The organism is Naumannella cuiyingiana (assembly GCF_013408305.1).
Classification (GTDB): domain Bacteria; phylum Actinomycetota; class Actinomycetes; order Propionibacteriales; family Propionibacteriaceae; genus Naumannella; species Naumannella cuiyingiana.
Map to the genome: position 1 here is coordinate 204,529 of NZ_JACBZS010000001.1, position 15,561 is coordinate 220,089.

At 72.1% G+C, this 15,561-nt stretch carries 12 protein-coding genes; 4 read left to right on the forward strand and 8 right to left on the reverse strand.

The window, feature by feature from the left end; translation table 11 throughout:
• Window positions 1–36: 36 nt before the first annotated feature.
• The 4 genes from GGQ54_RS00855 (at window position 37) to GGQ54_RS00870 (ending at window position 3,673) form a co-directional block, all read left to right on the forward strand.
• Window positions 37–837 (forward strand): IclR family transcriptional regulator, encoded by an 801-nt coding sequence (locus GGQ54_RS00855; RefSeq protein ID WP_179443665.1) that lies wholly within the window; start codon window positions 37–39, stop codon window positions 835–837.
• A 116-nt stretch (window positions 838–953) separates the two neighbouring features.
• Entirely contained in the window at window positions 954–2,072 is a 1,119-nt protein-coding gene (locus GGQ54_RS00860) for a cupin domain-containing protein (RefSeq protein WP_343045811.1), read from the forward strand.
• Window positions 2,073–2,138: 66 nt separating this feature from the next.
• Entirely contained in the window at window positions 2,139–2,957 is an 819-nt protein-coding gene (locus tag GGQ54_RS00865; RefSeq protein WP_179443666.1) for a fumarylacetoacetate hydrolase family protein, read from the forward strand.
• Window positions 2,957–3,673: a maleylpyruvate isomerase family mycothiol-dependent enzyme gene (locus GGQ54_RS00870; RefSeq protein WP_179443667.1), complete on the forward strand. Its 717-nt coding sequence runs from the start codon at window positions 2,957–2,959 to the stop codon at window positions 3,671–3,673. The genes GGQ54_RS00865 and GGQ54_RS00870 overlap by 1 nt, the downstream gene beginning before the upstream one ends.
• Before the next feature lie 27 nt (window positions 3,674–3,700).
• Here GGQ54_RS00870 and GGQ54_RS00875 read toward each other — a convergent pair whose 3' ends face one another.
• The 8 genes from GGQ54_RS00875 to trpC form a co-directional block, all read right to left on the reverse strand.
• Window positions 3,701–5,167, reverse strand: coding sequence for a glutamate synthase subunit beta (locus tag GGQ54_RS00875; RefSeq protein ID WP_179443668.1), 1,467 nt, complete (start codon window positions 5,165–5,167; stop codon window positions 3,701–3,703).
• Complete coding sequence (gltB, locus tag GGQ54_RS00880; protein WP_179443669.1) at window positions 5,160–9,728, reverse strand: glutamate synthase large subunit; 4,569 nt, start codon at window positions 9,726–9,728, stop codon at window positions 5,160–5,162. The genes GGQ54_RS00875 and gltB overlap by 8 nt, the downstream gene beginning before the upstream one ends.
• 239 nt (window positions 9,729–9,967) lie before the next feature.
• A complete protein-coding gene (locus tag GGQ54_RS00885; protein ID WP_179443670.1) occupies window positions 9,968–10,774 on the reverse strand; it encodes a CPBP family glutamic-type intramembrane protease in 807 nt (268 codons plus the stop codon).
• Window positions 10,771–11,781: a prolipoprotein diacylglyceryl transferase gene (gene lgt / locus GGQ54_RS00890; RefSeq protein WP_179443671.1), complete on the reverse strand. Its 1,011-nt coding sequence runs from the start codon at window positions 11,779–11,781 to the stop codon at window positions 10,771–10,773. The genes GGQ54_RS00885 and lgt overlap by 4 nt, the downstream gene beginning before the upstream one ends.
• The gene (locus GGQ54_RS00895) at window positions 11,778–12,554 is read right to left on the reverse strand and encodes a thioredoxin domain-containing protein (protein ID WP_179443672.1); all 777 of its coding nucleotides are present in this window, start codon (window positions 12,552–12,554) and stop codon (window positions 11,778–11,780) included. The genes lgt and GGQ54_RS00895 overlap by 4 nt, the downstream gene beginning before the upstream one ends.
• The gene (trpA, locus tag GGQ54_RS00900; protein WP_179443673.1) at window positions 12,551–13,444 is read right to left on the reverse strand and encodes a tryptophan synthase subunit alpha; all 894 of its coding nucleotides are present in this window, start codon (window positions 13,442–13,444) and stop codon (window positions 12,551–12,553) included. The genes GGQ54_RS00895 and trpA overlap by 4 nt, the downstream gene beginning before the upstream one ends.
• On the reverse strand, window positions 13,441–14,736 hold the full coding sequence (trpB, locus tag GGQ54_RS00905; RefSeq protein WP_179443674.1) for a tryptophan synthase subunit beta: 1,296 nt from the start codon (window positions 14,734–14,736) through the stop codon (window positions 13,441–13,443). Before trpB ends, trpA begins: the two co-directional genes overlap by 4 nt.
• Window positions 14,733–15,560 carry an indole-3-glycerol phosphate synthase TrpC gene (trpC, locus tag GGQ54_RS00910; RefSeq protein ID WP_179443675.1) on the reverse strand — a complete coding sequence of 276 codons (828 nt, stop codon included), beginning with the start codon at window positions 15,558–15,560 and terminating at the stop codon, window positions 14,733–14,735. The genes trpB and trpC overlap by 4 nt, the downstream gene beginning before the upstream one ends.
• Window position 15,561: the final 1 nt, after the last annotated feature.

Consider the following 15,561-nt stretch of genomic DNA (forward strand, 5'->3'; position numbering starts at 1 on the left):
TCACCACGCGCGGCTGCCGACGGCTAACATTCTGATATGCAGAAACACCCGGTCCGCACCAGGCCGACCTACCTGCCCGAGTCGGTCGACCACGCCCTGGTACTGATCGAACTGCTCCGCGACACCGGGAGCCTCCGGGTCTCCGAGGCCGCCGTCGAGCTCGGCGTCGCCCCCTCGACCGCCCACCGGCTGCTCTCGGCGCTGGTCTATCGCGGTTTCGCCACCCAGGACGAGTCCCGGCGCTATCTGCCCGGGCCGGCGGTCGGGCTCGGCCCGGCGAAGCAGCGCTGGACCAGGGAACTGCGCTCGCTGGTCAGCCCCTACCTCGAGGCGCTGTCCTACCGGCTCGACGAGACGACCAACCTGCTGGTGCGGATCGGCACGAAGGTCCGCTTCCTGAGTACGGCCGAGGGCAGCCAGGCCCTGCGGGTCGGCGACCGCCAGGGCTTTGCCCTGCCGGCCCATCGCGCGTCGGCGGGCCGCGCCATCCTCGCCGAACTGCCCTGGCCGACCGTGCGCCACCTGTTCACGGGCGCGGCCGCCGAGCTGGCCGGCGATCGGCTCGACGAGGACGGGCTGCAGCACCTGCGTACCCAGCTCGACGACGCCCGCGAGCGCCGCTACGCGATCAACGTCGACGGAACCGAGGAGGGCGTCAGCGCGATCGGCATCGCGCTGCACGATTCCCGCGGTACCGCCATCGCGGGGCTCACCGTCACCGTGCCGACGCGGCGTTTCGAGGCGGTGCACACGCCCCGCACCCTGCGCGCGGTGATGGAGGTGGGCCGCTCCATCGACGGGGAGCTGCGCCAGGCGGGCCTGACCGCCGACGACTGACGGCTGCTCTGTTCAGACGGAGGCATGAGTTCTGTGGTGCAGAATCCTCCCCGGAGACCTCGGATCCGCGCCTAGTCTCGCGACTCGCCCCGTCCGGACTCCCCAGGAGGTCATCGGTGACCCCGACCAGCAATTCCACCGCCCCCGATCGCCCCGCGAACGTGATGACTCCCCCGACGGCCGCCGAGGCCGCGGAGCTGGACGCGTTGTATGCCCGGATGGGCGCGGAGAACATGATTCCGCTGTGGACCGAGATCGGCGACCTGATGCCGCAGACTCCGCGCCCGGCCGCGGTGCCGCACGTCTGGCGCTGGTCGACGCTGCTGCCGATCGCCGAGGACGCGGGCCGGCTGGTGCCGGTCGGTCGCGGCGGCGAGCGCCGGGCGATCGCCCTGGCCAATCCCGGCCTGGGCGGCCGGCCGTACGCGACGCCGACCCTGTGGGCGGCCATCCAGTACCTCGGCGGTCACGAGGTCGCGCCCGAACACCGCCACTCGCAGAACGCCTTCCGGTTCGTCGTCGAGGGTGAGGGCGTGTGGACCGTGGTGAACGGCGACCCGGTCGCCATGCGCCGCGGTGACTTCCTGCTCACCCCGGGCTGGAACTTCCACGGTCACCACAACGAGACCGATGCGCCGATGGCCTGGATCGACGGCCTCGACATCCCGTTCGTGCACTACACCGACACCACGTTCTTCGAGTTCGGCATCGACCGGGTCACCGACGAGGCCACTCCCCCGGTGTCTCGCTCGGAGCGGCTGTGGGCGCACCCGGGCCTGCGGCCGCTGTCCGGGCTCGACGACACGGTGAACTCGCCGATCGCGGCGTACCGCTGGGAGCACACCGACGCCGCCCTGGCCGAGCAGCTCGCCCTGGAGGACGAGGGGCAGCCCGCCACGGTCGAGTTGGGGCATGCCGCGGTGCGCTTCGTGAACCCGACCACCGGCGGCGACGTGATGCCGACCATCCGTGCCGAGTTCCATCGACTGCGCCCCGGCGCATCGACCGCGACCACCCGCGAGGCCGCCTCCTCGGTTTACCAGGTCTTCGACGGCGAGGGCACGGTCAGCCTCGGCGGCACCGAGCATCGCGTCGGCACCGGCGACATGTTCGTGGTTCCCTCCTGGGTGCCGTTCACCGCGCAGACCGATGCCGGCCTCGACCTGTTCCGCTTCGGCGACCAGCCGATCAGCGAGCGACTCGGGCTGGCGCGTACCCATGTCCAGCGGCCGTGAAACACCGGCCGCGCTGACCTCCCGCCAGCACCGATCCCCGTCCCGGAACCGAAGGAAGAGACCCACGTGAAGCTTGCCACCCTGCGCCTGCCCGGCCGGACCGCCGCCGCCCGCCTCGACGGCGACGAGTTCGTCGAGACGCAGGCCACCGATGTCGGCGCGCTGCTCGCCGACGCCGACTGGGCGCAGGCGGCGGCCGCGGCGAACGGCCCGCGGCACGCCGCAGCCACGGCCGATCTGGCCCCGGTCGTGCCGCACCCGTCCAAGATCATCTGCGTCGGGCTGAACTACCGCACGCACATCCTGGAGATGGGTCGCGACCTGCCGGAGTACCCGACGCTGTTCGCCAAGTTCACCGACACCCTGACCGGCCCGAACGATCCGGTCGAGGTGCCCGCCGAGGATCCCGAGGTCGACTGGGAGGCCGAACTGGTGGTGGTGATCGGCAAGGAGGGCCGGCGGATCGACGAGACCGAGGCGCTCGGCCACATCGCCGGTTACACCGTGGCGAACGACATCTCGATGCGTGGCTGGCAGTTCCGGACCAAGGAGTGGTTGCAGGGCAAGGCCTGGCAGGCCAGCACGCCGCTCGGCCCGGTGCTCGCGACCCCGGACGAGTTGGGCCGCAGCGCGCGGGTCTCGACCACGGTGAACGGCCACGTCATGCAGGATGCGACCATCGGCGACCTCGTCTTCGGGCCCGCCGCGCTGGTGGCCTATGTCTCGACCATGACGGTGCTCCGGCCCGGCGACCTGATCCTGACCGGCACCACCGGCGGCGTCGGCCGCGCCCGCAAGCCGCCGGTCTACCTGCGGCCCGGCGATGAGGTGATCACCGCGGTAGGCGGGATCGGCGAGCTGCGCACGCCGATGGTCGCCGGCTGATGGGGGCGCGCACGGACCTCGTCACCGATCCGGCCGTGCGGGCGGACCTGCTGCTTGCGCGGCGCGGCACCTCGTTCTGGGCCCGCGAGCTGTCGCGGGTCCCGGACGCCGGGCTCGACGAGCCGAGCGGCCTGCCCGGTTGGTCGCGGCGCGCGCTCGTCGCGCATGTCGGCTACAACGCGCGGGCGATCGGCCGGCTGGTCGAGTGGGCGACCACCGGGGTCGAGACGCCGATGTATGCCTCGCCGCAGGCCCGCAACGAAGAGATCGAGATCGGTGCGACGCTCCCGCCGCACGCGCTGCGACACCTGTCCGAGCACGCCGCGATCAGCCTGGACGTGCAGTGGCGCGACGCGCCACCCACGGCATGGTCTGCTCCCGTGCGTACGGCGCAGGGCCGCACGGTGCCGCTGTCCGCCACGCCGTGGATGCGGATCCGCGAGGTCTGGCTGCATGCCGTGGACCTGCGGACGGGCGCGACGCTGGCCCAACTGCCCGGCGAGCTCGCCGACCGGCTGCTCGCCGATGTCGTCGCGACCTGGGATCGCAAGGGTGTGGGCGCGGGTCTCGCGCTGGTCGACACCGATTCCGGCGCTCGGTACGCCACCGCCGGCCCGCTCACCCGTGAGGTGGCGGCCCCGCGTACCGCACTGCTCGGCTGGGCCACCGGCCGCGCCGATCTCCCCGGTGAGGAGCCGGCGCCGGCCTGGCTCTGAGCGCACGACCCGCGGCGGCCGCCTCGCTCAGACGGTGATCGGCCGCTCGTGCGGGCCGATCGGCCGGGGCAGCTTCGTCTCGCCCGAGAGGTAACGATCGACCTCGGCGGCGCAGGCCCGGCCCTCGGCGATCGCCCAGACGATCAGGGACTGGCCGCGACCCGCGTCGCCGCAGCAGTACACCCCCGGCACCGACGTGCGGTAGGTCTCGTCGCGAGCGACGTTGCCGCGCTCGTCCAGTGCGGTGTTGAGCTGCCGGGTGATCGAATCGGTCTCCGGTCCGGAGAAGCCGATCGCCAACAGCACCAGGTCGGCCGGGAGCTCGCGCTCGGAATCCGGCCTCGCCTCCCACTGCCCGTTCACCCGCCGGCCCTCGCTGAGCCGGATCGCCCGGACATTGCCCTCGCCGTCGTCGACGAACTCGGCGGTGTTCAGCGCGTACTGGCGCTCGCCGCCCTCCTCGTTGGCCGCCGCGACCCGCAGGATCCGCGGATAGGTCGGCCAGGGTTCGTGATCGGCGCGCCCGCCCGGCGGCTCGGGGTGGATGTCGAGCTGGGTGACGCTGGCCGCCCCCTGGCGCAGCGCCGTGCCGAGACAGTCGGTGCCGGTGTCGCCGCCGCCGACGATCACCACATGCCTGCCCTCGGCACTGATCTGGTCCGGCACCTCCTCGCCGCGGGCGGCCCGGTTGCCCTGCGGCAGGTAGTCCATCGCCTGGTGCACGCCGTTCAGGTCACGGCCGGGCACCGGCACCTCGCGCGGCACGGTCGCGCCGGTGGCAACGATCACCACGTCGTAGCGCCGCTTCAGGTCGCGCCAGGAGACGTCGACGCCGACCTCGGTGTCGCAGCGGAAGATGGTGCCCTCGGCGCGCATCTGCTCCAGCCGTCGCTCGAGCACCGCGGTCTCCTGCTTGAACTCCGGGATGCCGTAGCGCATCAGCCCGCCCGGCGCGTCGTCGCGCTCGATCACGGCCACGGTGTGCCCGGCGCGGGTCAACTGCTGGGCGGCGGCCAGCCCGGCGGGACCGGAACCGACCACGGCGACGGTACGCCCGGTGTGCCAGTCGGCCACCTGCGGGCGTACCCGGTCCTCGGCGAAGCCGCGGTCGATGATCGACACCTCGACGTTCTTGATCGTCACCGGGTCGTCGCTGATCGCCACCACGCACGCCGACTCGCACGGCGCCGGGCACAGCCGACCGGTGAACTCGGGGAAGTTGTTGGTCGCGTGCAGGCGCTCCAGCGCGCGATCCCACTCGCCGCGCCAGACCAGATCGTTCCACTCCGGGATCAGGTTGCCCAGCGGGCAACCCGTGTGACAGAAGGGAATCCCGCAGTCCATGCACCGGCCGGCCTGCTCGGAGATGATCGGCAGCAGCGCCCGCCCGGGTCCGCCGGGATAGACCTCGCCCCAGTCGCCCAGCCGCTCGGCGACGGGCCGGCGCTGCGCGTGCTCTGCGCCGTGCTTCATGAATCCGCGCGGATCACCCATTGGCCGCCTCCATCATCCGGATCGTCGTGGCCTGCTCGTCCAGGCCCTCGGCCTGCGCGGATTCCCGGGCGGCCAGCACCCGGGCGTAGTCGCGCGGCAGCACCTTGGTCAGCCGCCGGGCCAGCTCGGCATCCTCGGCGGCCAACAGTGCCGCGGCCACCGCCGAGCCGGTCTCCTCGGTGTGGCTGACCAGCAACTGCCGCACCCGGGCAAGATCGTCCTCCTCCACCGGCAACGGGTCGACCAGCGCGGTGTTCAGCTTGTCCCGATCCAGGTCGAGCACATAGGCGACACCACCCGACATCCCGGCCGCGAAGTTGCGTCCGGTCGGTCCGATGATCAACACCTCGCCGCCCGTCATGTACTCGCAGCCATGATCACCGATGCCCTCGACCACCGCGACCGCCCCGGAATTGCGCACGCAGAAGCGTTCGCCGACCTTGCCGCGCAGGAAGAGCTGCCCGCTGGTCGCCCCGTAACCGATCACATTGCCGGCGATGATGTGCTCCTCGGCGACGAAGGCCGACGCCGAGTCCGGGCGTACCGTGATCCGGCCGCCGGACAGCCCCTTGCCGAGATAGTCGTTGGAGTCGCCGACCAGCCGCAGCGTGATCCCCGGGGGCAGGAAGGCGCCGAAGCTCTGCCCGCCGGAACCGCGCAGGGTCAGGTCGATGGTGTTGTCGGGCAGCCCACGGCCGTCGGTGGCCCTGGTCACCTGGTGACCGAGCATGGTGCCGACGGTGCGGTTGACATTGCGCACCGCGAGCTCGGCCTGCACCGGTTGGCCGGTACGCAGGGCCGGGCGCGCGATTTCGATCAGCTCGTTGTCCAGCGCATCAGCCAGGCCGTGGTCCTGCCCGATCACCGCGCGCAACGGCGCGCCGTCGGCGACCTCGGGCCGGTGCAGGATCGGGGTCAGGTCGAGCCCGTGCGTCTTCCAGTGCGCGACCGCGTCGCTGGTGTCCAACGCCTGCACCTGTCCGATCGCCTCGTCGAGGCTGCGGTAGCCGAGCGAGGCGAGGATCTCGCGTACCTCCTCCGCGATGAAGGTGAAGAAGTTGATCACGTGCTCGGCGCGACCGGTGTACTTCTTGCGCAGCTCGGGGTTCTGGGTGGCGATGCCGACCGGGCAGGTGTCGAGATGGCAGACCCGCATCAGGATGCAGCCCTCGACCACCAGCGGCGCGGTCGCGAAGCCGTACTCCTCCGCGCCGAGCAGCGCGGCGATCACCACATCGCGGCCGGTCTTCATCTGCCCGTCGACCTGGACCACGATCCGGTCCCGCAGGCCGTTCAGCAGCAGCGTCTGCTGCGTCTCGGCCAGGCCGAGTTCCCACGGACCGCCGGCGTGCTTGAGCGAGGTCAGCGGCGCGGCGCCGGTGCCGCCGTCGTGGCCGGAGATCAACACCACGTCGGCCTTGGCCTTGGACACGCCCGCGGCGACCGTGCCGACGCCCGACTCGGCGACCAGCTTCACGTGCACCCGAGCCGCCGGATTGGCGTTCTTCAGGTCGTGGATGAGCTGTTTGAGGTCCTCGATCGAGTAGATGTCGTGGTGCGGGGGCGGGGAGATCAGCCCGACCCCGGGGGTCGAGTGCCGGGTCTGGGCGACCCACGGGTAGACCTTGGAGCCCGGCAACTGGCCGCCCTCCCCCGGCTTGGCTCCCTGGGCCATCTTGATCTGGATGTCCGTGGCATGGCTCAGGTAGTCCGAGGTGACGCCGAAGCGCCCGGAGGCGACCTGCTTGATCGCCGAGCAACGCTCGGGATCGCGCAGCCGCTCGGGATCCTCGCCGCCCTCGCCGGTGTTCGACTTCGCGCCGAGCCGGTTCATCGCGATCGCCAGGGTCTCGTGCGCCTCGGCGCTGATCGAGCCGTAGCTCATCGCACCGGTGGAGAAGCGCTTGACGATCTCGCTGACCGGCTCGACCTCCTCGATCGGCACGGGCTCGCGGTCGGGCGCGAAGCGCAACAGCCCGCGCAGGGTCATCAGCCGGTTGGCCTGGTCGTCGACCCGCGCGGTGTAGGTCTTGAAGATGTCGTAGCGGCCGGCCCGCGACGCGTGCTGCAGCCGGAAGACGGTCTCGGGGTCGAACAGGTGCGGCTCGCCCTCGCGGCGCCACTGGTACTCCCCGCCCGTCTCCAGCTCGCGGTGGGCGAGCGGGATGCCGTCCACCGGGTAGGAGGTGACGTGCCGGGACCGGATCTCGCGGGCGATCTCGGGCAGTCCGATGCCGCCCAGCCTGGAGGTGGTGCCGGTGAAGTAGCGCTCGATCACGTCGGCGCCGAGTCCGTAGGCCTCGAAGATCTGCGCGCCGGTGTAGGAGGCGATCGTCGAGATGCCGATCTTGGACATCACCTTCAGCACGCCCTTGCCCAGCGCCTGCTTCAGGTTGCGCACCGCCTGCTCGGGGGTGACATCGACATAGAGGCCGTTGCGGGCGAGATCCTCCGCGGACTCGAACGCGAGGTAGGGGTTCACCGCGGCCGCGCCGTAGCCCATCAGCAGCGCGACGTGGTGCACCTCGCGGACGTCGCCGGCCTCGACCACCAGGCCGACCTTGGTCCGCGTCTTCTCCCGGACCAGGTGGTGGTGGATCGCGGCGGTGAGCAGCAGCGACGGGATGGGCGCCTTCACCGCATTGGAGTGCCGGTCGGACAACACGATGGTTCGCGCGCCGCCCTCGATGGCGTCGGAGACCTGCCGGCAGTACGCCTCGAGCGCACGCTCCAGCGACTCCGGTCCACCGTGCACGGAGTAGAGGCCGCGTACCACGTGCACGTCGTAGCCGGGCAGGTCGCCGTCGAGGTTGACGTGCCGGATCTTGGTCAGCTCGTCGTTGTCCAGGACGGGGAACGGGATCACCAACTGCCGACACGACGCGGGTCCGGGCTCGAGCAGGTTGTGTTCGGGGCCGATGGTGCCGGCGAGCGAGGTGACCAGTTCCTCACGGATCGCGTCCAGCGGCGGGTTGGTCACCTGGGCGAAGATCTGGGTGAAGTAGTCGAAGATCAGCCGGGGCCGGGCGCTGAGCGCGGCGATCGGCGCATCGGTGCCCATCGAGCCGATCGGCTCGGCCCCGGTGTTCGCCATCGGGGCGAGGATCAGCCGCAGCTCCTCCTCGGTGTAGCCGAAGGTCTGCTGGCGCCGGGTCACCGAGGCGTGGCCGTGGATCGTGTGCTCGCGGTCGGGCAGGTCGGACAACCGCAGCCGACCGGCGTGCAGCCACTCGCCGTACGGCGCGGCGCCCGCCAGTCCGTCCTTGATCTCGGCATCGGGCACGATCCGGTGCTCGTCGAGGTCGACGAGGAACATCTGCCCGGGCTGCAGCCGGCCCTTGCGGACCACCCGCTCCGGGGCGATGTCCAGCACCCCGGCCTCGGAGGCCAATACCACCAGCCCGTCGTCGGTCACCCAGTACCGGCCGGGGCGCAGGCCGTTGCGATCCAGCACGGCGCCGATCTGCGTACCGTCGGTGAAGCAGATGCAGGCCGGGCCGTCCCACGCCTCGATCAGGCAGGCGTGGAACTCGTAGAAGTCGCGCAGGGCCTGCGGCATCTCCGCGTTGTTCTCCCAGGCCTCCGGGATCATCATCAACACCGCATGCGGCAGGGACCGGCCGCCCAGGTGGAGCAGTTCGAGCACCTCGTCGAAGGACGCGGCATCGGAGTGCTCGGGGGTGCAGATCGGGAACAGCCGTTCGAGGTCGCCCGGGATCAGGTCCGAGGCCAGCAGCTCCTCGCGCGCCCGCATCCAGTTGCGGTTGCCGCGGACGGTGTTGATCTCCCCGTTGTGGGCGATCAGCCGGTAGGGGTGGGCCCGGTCCCAGGACGGGAAGGTGTTGGTGGAGAACCGGGAATGGACGAGCGCGAGCGCGCTGGTGATCCGCTCGTCGTGCAGCTCGCCGAAGACCTGCTCGAGCTGCAGCGTGGTCAGCATCCCCTTGTAGACAAGGGTCCGGGCCGACAGCGAGGCGAAGTAGGTGTCCGCCTCGCGCTCGGCGCGCCGGCGGAGACAGAACGCGAGGCGGTCCAGCTCGATCCCGGCCGGGCGGGCGCCGCCGGCGGCCGGCGGGGCCGCGACGAGCAGGTGCTCGAAGTGCGGCATCGCGGCCGTGCTGACGGGGCTGAGGGTGTCGGTGCGGACGGGGACCACGCGCCAGCCGAGGACGACCAGCCCCTCCTCGGCCGCGAGCTCGGCGATCCGCGACCGGGCGGCCTCGCGTGCATCGGGATCGGCGGGCAGGAAGGCCAGCCCGACGGCGTAGCTGCCCGCCGGTGGCAGCTCGAAGTCGCACTCGGCACGCAGGAAGGCGTCCGGAACCTGGATCAGGATGCCCGCGCCGTCGCCGGCGAGCTCGTCGGCCCCGGTGGCGCCACGGTGGTCCAGATTGCGCAGCGCCTCCAGGCCCTGGGCGACGATGCGGTGTTCGGGTACGCCGGACAGGGTGGCCACGAAGGCCACGCCGCAGGCGTCATGCTCGAACGCGGGATCGTAGAGCCCCTGCGCCGCGGGGGCGACACTCGGGAGGGGAAGGGCACCTTGCGGTGTCGCAACCATCTCGGACCTCCGTCCATCCGGGCACACGCGACCCGCCCGCGCCGACCGCGATGTCGGCAGGGGCGCGGTGAGGTGCGCAATGGGAGCCGAGACTAACCAGTTGTCCCACGATCCGGAAAATGAGTCTCAGCCTTCGGGCGGCGCCGGTGGGTGCCGAGCGGGCGTGTCCGGCACGGGTACGCCGCACGCCCGCGCGCAGCATAGACCAGCGGGCCGGTCCTTCGCGCGGAGCGGGCCGCTCAGGGGCGCGTCCGCCGGTCCGCGGCAGTGGCGTACCTGTCGAGCGCCGGCGCCCCCCACCACGCGATCGCGGCGGCGAGTGCGCCGACGCCGGCCAGCACGGCCAGCGCGAAGACGTTGCCGGCCTCCTCGTCGCCGAAGACCAGCAGCCCCATCGCGAGCACCCAGCGGAACGCGATCGCCACCAGCAGCCGGCCACCCGGCAGCCGGCCCTGCAGCCGTTCGATCACGACCGAGAAGCCGACCAGGGCGATCGCGAGCAGCACCACCTGCGCCCCGCCGAGCACGGCCAGCCCGGGCAGCGCCCACGCCGTCCAGGCGCAGCCGGTCACTGCCGCGGCGGCCGGCTCGCCGAACCGCGCGCGCAGCGTGGGTGCCAGGACGCCCCGCCAGCCGATCTCCTGCGCCGTCACCGCGACCAGCGTGATCGCGGCGACCACGGCCAGCGGCGCGGGCAGGACGACGAGTTCCAGCGGCACCAGACCCCAGTCGAGAAAGGTCCGGGCCTGGATCAGCCCGAGCACGACCGCGAGTCCGGCCAGCCCGGCGAGCAGCACCCGGCGCCACGCTCGGCGGCCCACCGGCCCGCCGAGATCGGTCACCACGGCGAGCGCCGCCGGGCGCCGCAGCACCAGCACCGCCAACGCCCCGACCAGGGGCGCGGCCGACGCGAAGGGGTAGGCGGCCGCGAGCGCCGGGTGGACCGGGGTCAGCAGCCAGCCCGGCACCGCGGCCAGCGCCGTCGCCGCACCGAACACCGCCACCGTCGCGGCAACCGGTCGCGTCGGTGCGGCGAGCGCCGTCATGTCCGGTCGCCGGCGGCGGTCTCCCCCGCCCCGGGTGGCTCGGTCGCCTCGGCGCTCGGCTCTTCCTCTGCCGGCTCGTCCTCTCCCGGCTCGTCCTCTCCCGGCTCGTCCTCTCCCGGCTCGTCCTCTGGCGGCTCGTCCTCTGTGGGGTCCGCGTCTGCCGGGTCCGCCTCTGCCGGGTCGCCGGACCGGTCCACGCGCTCCTCCCGGCCGGGCCGGTTGCGGACCAGCCACAAGAACCAGACGAACCCGGCAAGGCCGACGATGGCCGAGGTGTAGTTGTTCAGCCGGAAGCCGCCGATCTCGTTCACCGTGTCGATCCGCACCGCCTCGACGAAGAACCGACCGAGCGAGTAGAGCGCCACATACAGCGCGAAGAGCTTGCCGTGGCCGAGCCGCCAGCGCCGATCGGCCCACAACAGCAGGCCCGCGATCAGCAGGTTCCAGATCATCTCGTACAGGAACGTCGGGTGGAAGGTCGCGAACTGCTGATAGCCCGCGGGACGGTGCGCCGGATCGATCAGCAGACCCCAGGGCAGATCCGTCGGGGCGCCGAACAGCTCCTGGTTGAAGTAGTTGCCGAGCCGCCCGATCGCCTGGGCGATCAGCAGGCCGGGCGCGATCGTGTCCGCCACGGCGAGGAAGCTCGCGCCGCTGCGCCGGCAGCCGATCCAGGCGCCGAGCGCGCCGAACGCGACGGCCCCCCAGATCCCGAGCCCGCCCTCCCAGATGTAGAGCGCACGGATCGGGTCGCGGCCCGGCCCGAAGTAGAGCTGATAGTCGGTGATCACGTGATAGAGGCGCGCGCCGACGATGCCGAACGGCAGCGCCCACAACAGCACGGTCTCCAGCGTCTCGGGATTGCCACCGCGCGCCTTCCACCGCCGGATGCTCAGCCACGCCGCGACGGCGATGCCGGCCAGGATGAACAGGGCGTACGCCCGGATCGGCACCGGCCCGAGGTACCAGACCCCGGTCGGCGGGCTGGGCAGGTAGGCGGGGATCACGCCGCCCGCAGCGCCTGGCCGAATTGCTCCGGCGTCATCCCGGCACTCCACTGGATCTGCGTGCCGTTGACGTAGATGGCGGGCGTACCGGTGAAGTCCGGCGGCTTCGGGGCGCCGTTCACCGCGTCGACCCAGCCCGAGTTCTGGCGCCGGGTGATGCACCCGGAGGTGTCGCTGCCGGCGTCACCGCCGACCTGACGGGCCAGATCGACGAGCTGGTTGTCCGACCACTGCAGGCCCTGGTTGCGGAACAGCTCGGCCATGTAGGCCTGACCGAAGCCGCGCTCGGCGGCACAGGCGAAGGCATTGGCGGCGTTCACCGACGCGCCGGGGCGGACCATGAAGGACAGCGGATGGTAGGCGACCTTGAACTCTCCGGATTCGGCAAGCTGCTTCAGCGTCGCGCCCTGCTCGTTCTCGAAGTCCTTGCAGTGCGGGCAGGAGAAGTCGAGGTAGACGTCGACGGTCTTGGCCGCCGAGGCCTGCCCGTAGACGATCGGGTCCGACCCGGACGGGGCGGGCACGGACTGCTCCGGTCCGGCGGCGACCGAGCCGCTCGGTCCGCCGAACTGCCGGTACAGCATGAACCCGACGCCGCCTGCGATGGCGAGCAGCACGACGGCAACGGCGATCCCGATCACGATCCGCACGTCGCGCTTCTTCCTGGCGGCCAGCTCGGCCTCGGCGCGCGCCCGGTCGCGGGCGGTCCGGGAATCGGTACGCGGGGCCTGGCTGCGCTTGAGCTGCTTGTTCTGCCGGGTCTTGTTGCTCATCGGTTTCCTCGCTCGGGCGCCGCGGTCGCGGCGGTACTTGCTACCCCCGGGGGGCTTGTTCGGGGACGACACCCAACTCCACGAGCGAACTCGCTCGCCAGTTCCCGGACCGCACTCAGGCCGTCGGCGACGTCCACGTCGAAGGCCCGCTGGATCAGCGCGGAGCCGACGATCGCGGCGTCGGCGTACTCGACGACCGCGGCGGCCTGCTCGCCGGTGGAGACGCCGAGGCCGACGCCGACCAGCGCGTCCGGGGCGGACTCACGGATTCGCTGCACCAGCAGCGGCGCGGCCTGTGACACCTGGGCGCGCGCGCCCGTGACGCCCATCACCGCGGTGGCATAGACCCAGCCTCGGCAGGCCCGCAGGGTCGCCGCGATCCGCTCCGGGGTGGACGACGGCGCGAGCAGGAAGATCCGGTCCAGTCCGTGTGCCTCGGAGGCCTCGAGCCACGGGGCCGCCTCGTCGGGGGTCAGGTCGGGTGTGATCACTCCCTGTCCCCCGGCGGCGGCGAGATCGCGCGCGAAGGCGTCGACCCCGTACTGCTCGATCAGATTCCAGTAGGTCATCACCACCGGCGCCCGGCCGGCCGCGGCGACGGTCTCGGCGGCGGCGAACACGTCGCGGGTACGCACCCCGTTCGCCAGGGCCTGGGTGGTGGCCCGCTGCACGGTTGACCCGTCGATCATCGGGTCGCTGTAGGGGATGCCGATCTCCACCAGATCCGCGCCGGGCTCGTCGCGCTGCCCGCACAGCGCGCGCAGGTACTCCAGCGAGGCGGACAGGTCGGGAAAGCCGACGGGCCAGTAGCCGACGAAGGCCGAGCGGTCCTGCTCAGCCGCGAGCCGACGCATCAGCGTACCGGTGCGACCGGGGTCGAAGGCGATCATGCGCCCCCCTCGGAGCGGTCGACGCTGCCGTCGAGGCCGGCCCAACGGATGGCGGTGTCGACGTCCTTGTCGCCGCGGCCGGACAGGTTGACCACGATCAGCGGGCGGGCGTCCGGGTCCGTCTCGGCCAGTTGCCGCCCCCAGCGCAGGGCGCCGGCCAGCGCGTGCGCCGACTCGATCGCGGGCAGGATGCCCTCGGTGCGGGTGAGCAGGGCGAGCGCCTGCATCGCCTCGGTGTCGGTGACGGAGGTGTAGCTGCCGCGGCCGGTCTCGGCCAGCCAGGCATGTTCCGGTCCGACGCCGGGATAGTCCAGTCCGGCCGAGATCGAATGCGACTCGATGGTCTGGCCGTCGTCGTCCTGCAGGACGAAGGTACGCATGCCGTGCAGGACGCCGACCCGTCCGCCCTCGATGGAGGCTGCGTGCCGCCCGGTCGCCACCCCGTCGCCGCCGGCCTCGAAGCCGAGCAGGGCGACGCCGGGATCGGCGACGAAGTCGGCGAACATGCCCATCGCATTGGAGCCGCCCCCCACACAGGCGGCGACGGCATCGGGCAACCGGCCGTAGCGCTCGCGTACCTGGGCCTTGGTCTCGGCGCCGATCACCCGCTGGAACTCGCGGACGATCATCGGGAACGGATGGGGTCCGGCGACCGAGCCGATCAGGTAGTGGGTGTGGTCGACCGAGGCGACCCAGTCGCGCATCGCCTCGTTCATCGCGTCCTTGAGGGTCTGCGAGCCCGATTCCACGGCGACCACCTCGGCGCCGAGCAACTGCATCCGGGCGACGTTCAGCGCCTGGCGGTCGGTGTCGACCTTGCCCATGTAGACGGTGCAGTCCATGCCGAGCAGCGCGGCGGCGGTCGCGGTGGCCACGCCGTGCTGACCCGCGCCGGTCTCGGCGATCACCCGGGTCTTGCCCATCCGGCGGGTCAGCAGCGCCTGGCCGAGCACGTTGTTGATCTTGTGCGATCCGGTGTGGTTCAGGTCCTCGCGCTTCAGCAGCACCAGCGCGTTGCCGGCCTGTTCGCTGAACCGGCGGGCCTCGGTGAGCGGGCTCGGCCGACCCGTGTAGTCGCGCCGCAGCCGCTCCAGTTCGGCCACGAAGTCGGGATCGGCCATCGCCGCGGCGAACTCGTCCTCGAGCTGGGCCAGCGCCGCGTAGAGCGCCTCGGGGACGAACTTGCCACCGAACCGGTCGAAGTGACCGGCCTTGTCCGGGCGGCGTTCCTGCTCGTCGTCGAGAGCGGGGCCGGTGCCGGCGGTCGGGGCGGGGGGCTCGTTCGGGGTCACGGATTCCTCGGGTGCTGCAGTGCGGGGTGGGCGCCGGCGGCCACCAGATCGGCCACCCCGGCGCGGGGGTCCTCGCCGGTGACCAGGGCCTCGCCGACGAGCACGACGTCGGCACCCGCGCGGGCGAACTCGATCACGTCGTGCGGGCCGCGGACGCCGGACTCGGCGATCCGGACGATGCCGTCGGGGATCAGCGGGGCGAGCCGGTGGAAGGTGCTCGGGTCGACCTCGAGGGTCTTCAGGTCGCGGTTGTTGATGCCGATCACGTCGGCCCCGGCATCGACGGCGCGGCGTACCTCGTCGGCGGTGTGCGCCTCGACCAGCGGCACCAGATCCAGGCTGCGGGCGCGCTCGATCAGCCCGACCAGCTCGCAGTCGTCCAGCGCGGCGACGATCAGCAGGGCGAGGTCGGCGCCGTTCAGCCGGGCCTCGACGAGCTGGTACGCCGTGACGATGAAGTCCTTGCGCAGCACGGGGATGTCCACGCTGCGGCGGACCGCGACCAGATCGGCGAGGCTGCCGGAGAATCGCCGCCCCTCGGTGAGCACCGAGATCGCCGCGGCGCCGCCGGCCTCGTAGCGTTCGGCCAGCACCGCGGGGTCCGGGATGTGGGCCAGCGTTCCGCGGCTCGGGCTGGCCCGCTTGACCTCGGCGATGACGGCGACGCCGTCCGCGCGGAAGGTCGGACGCGGGTCGATCGTCTCCCGTGCGCTCGGCAACTGCGCCTTCAGCTCGGCCAGCGGCAGCGCTCGCTCGCGCTCGGCCAGGTCGGCGCGCGCGCCGGCGACGATGTCGGCCAGCACGGAGGTGGTCGGGGCGGCCATG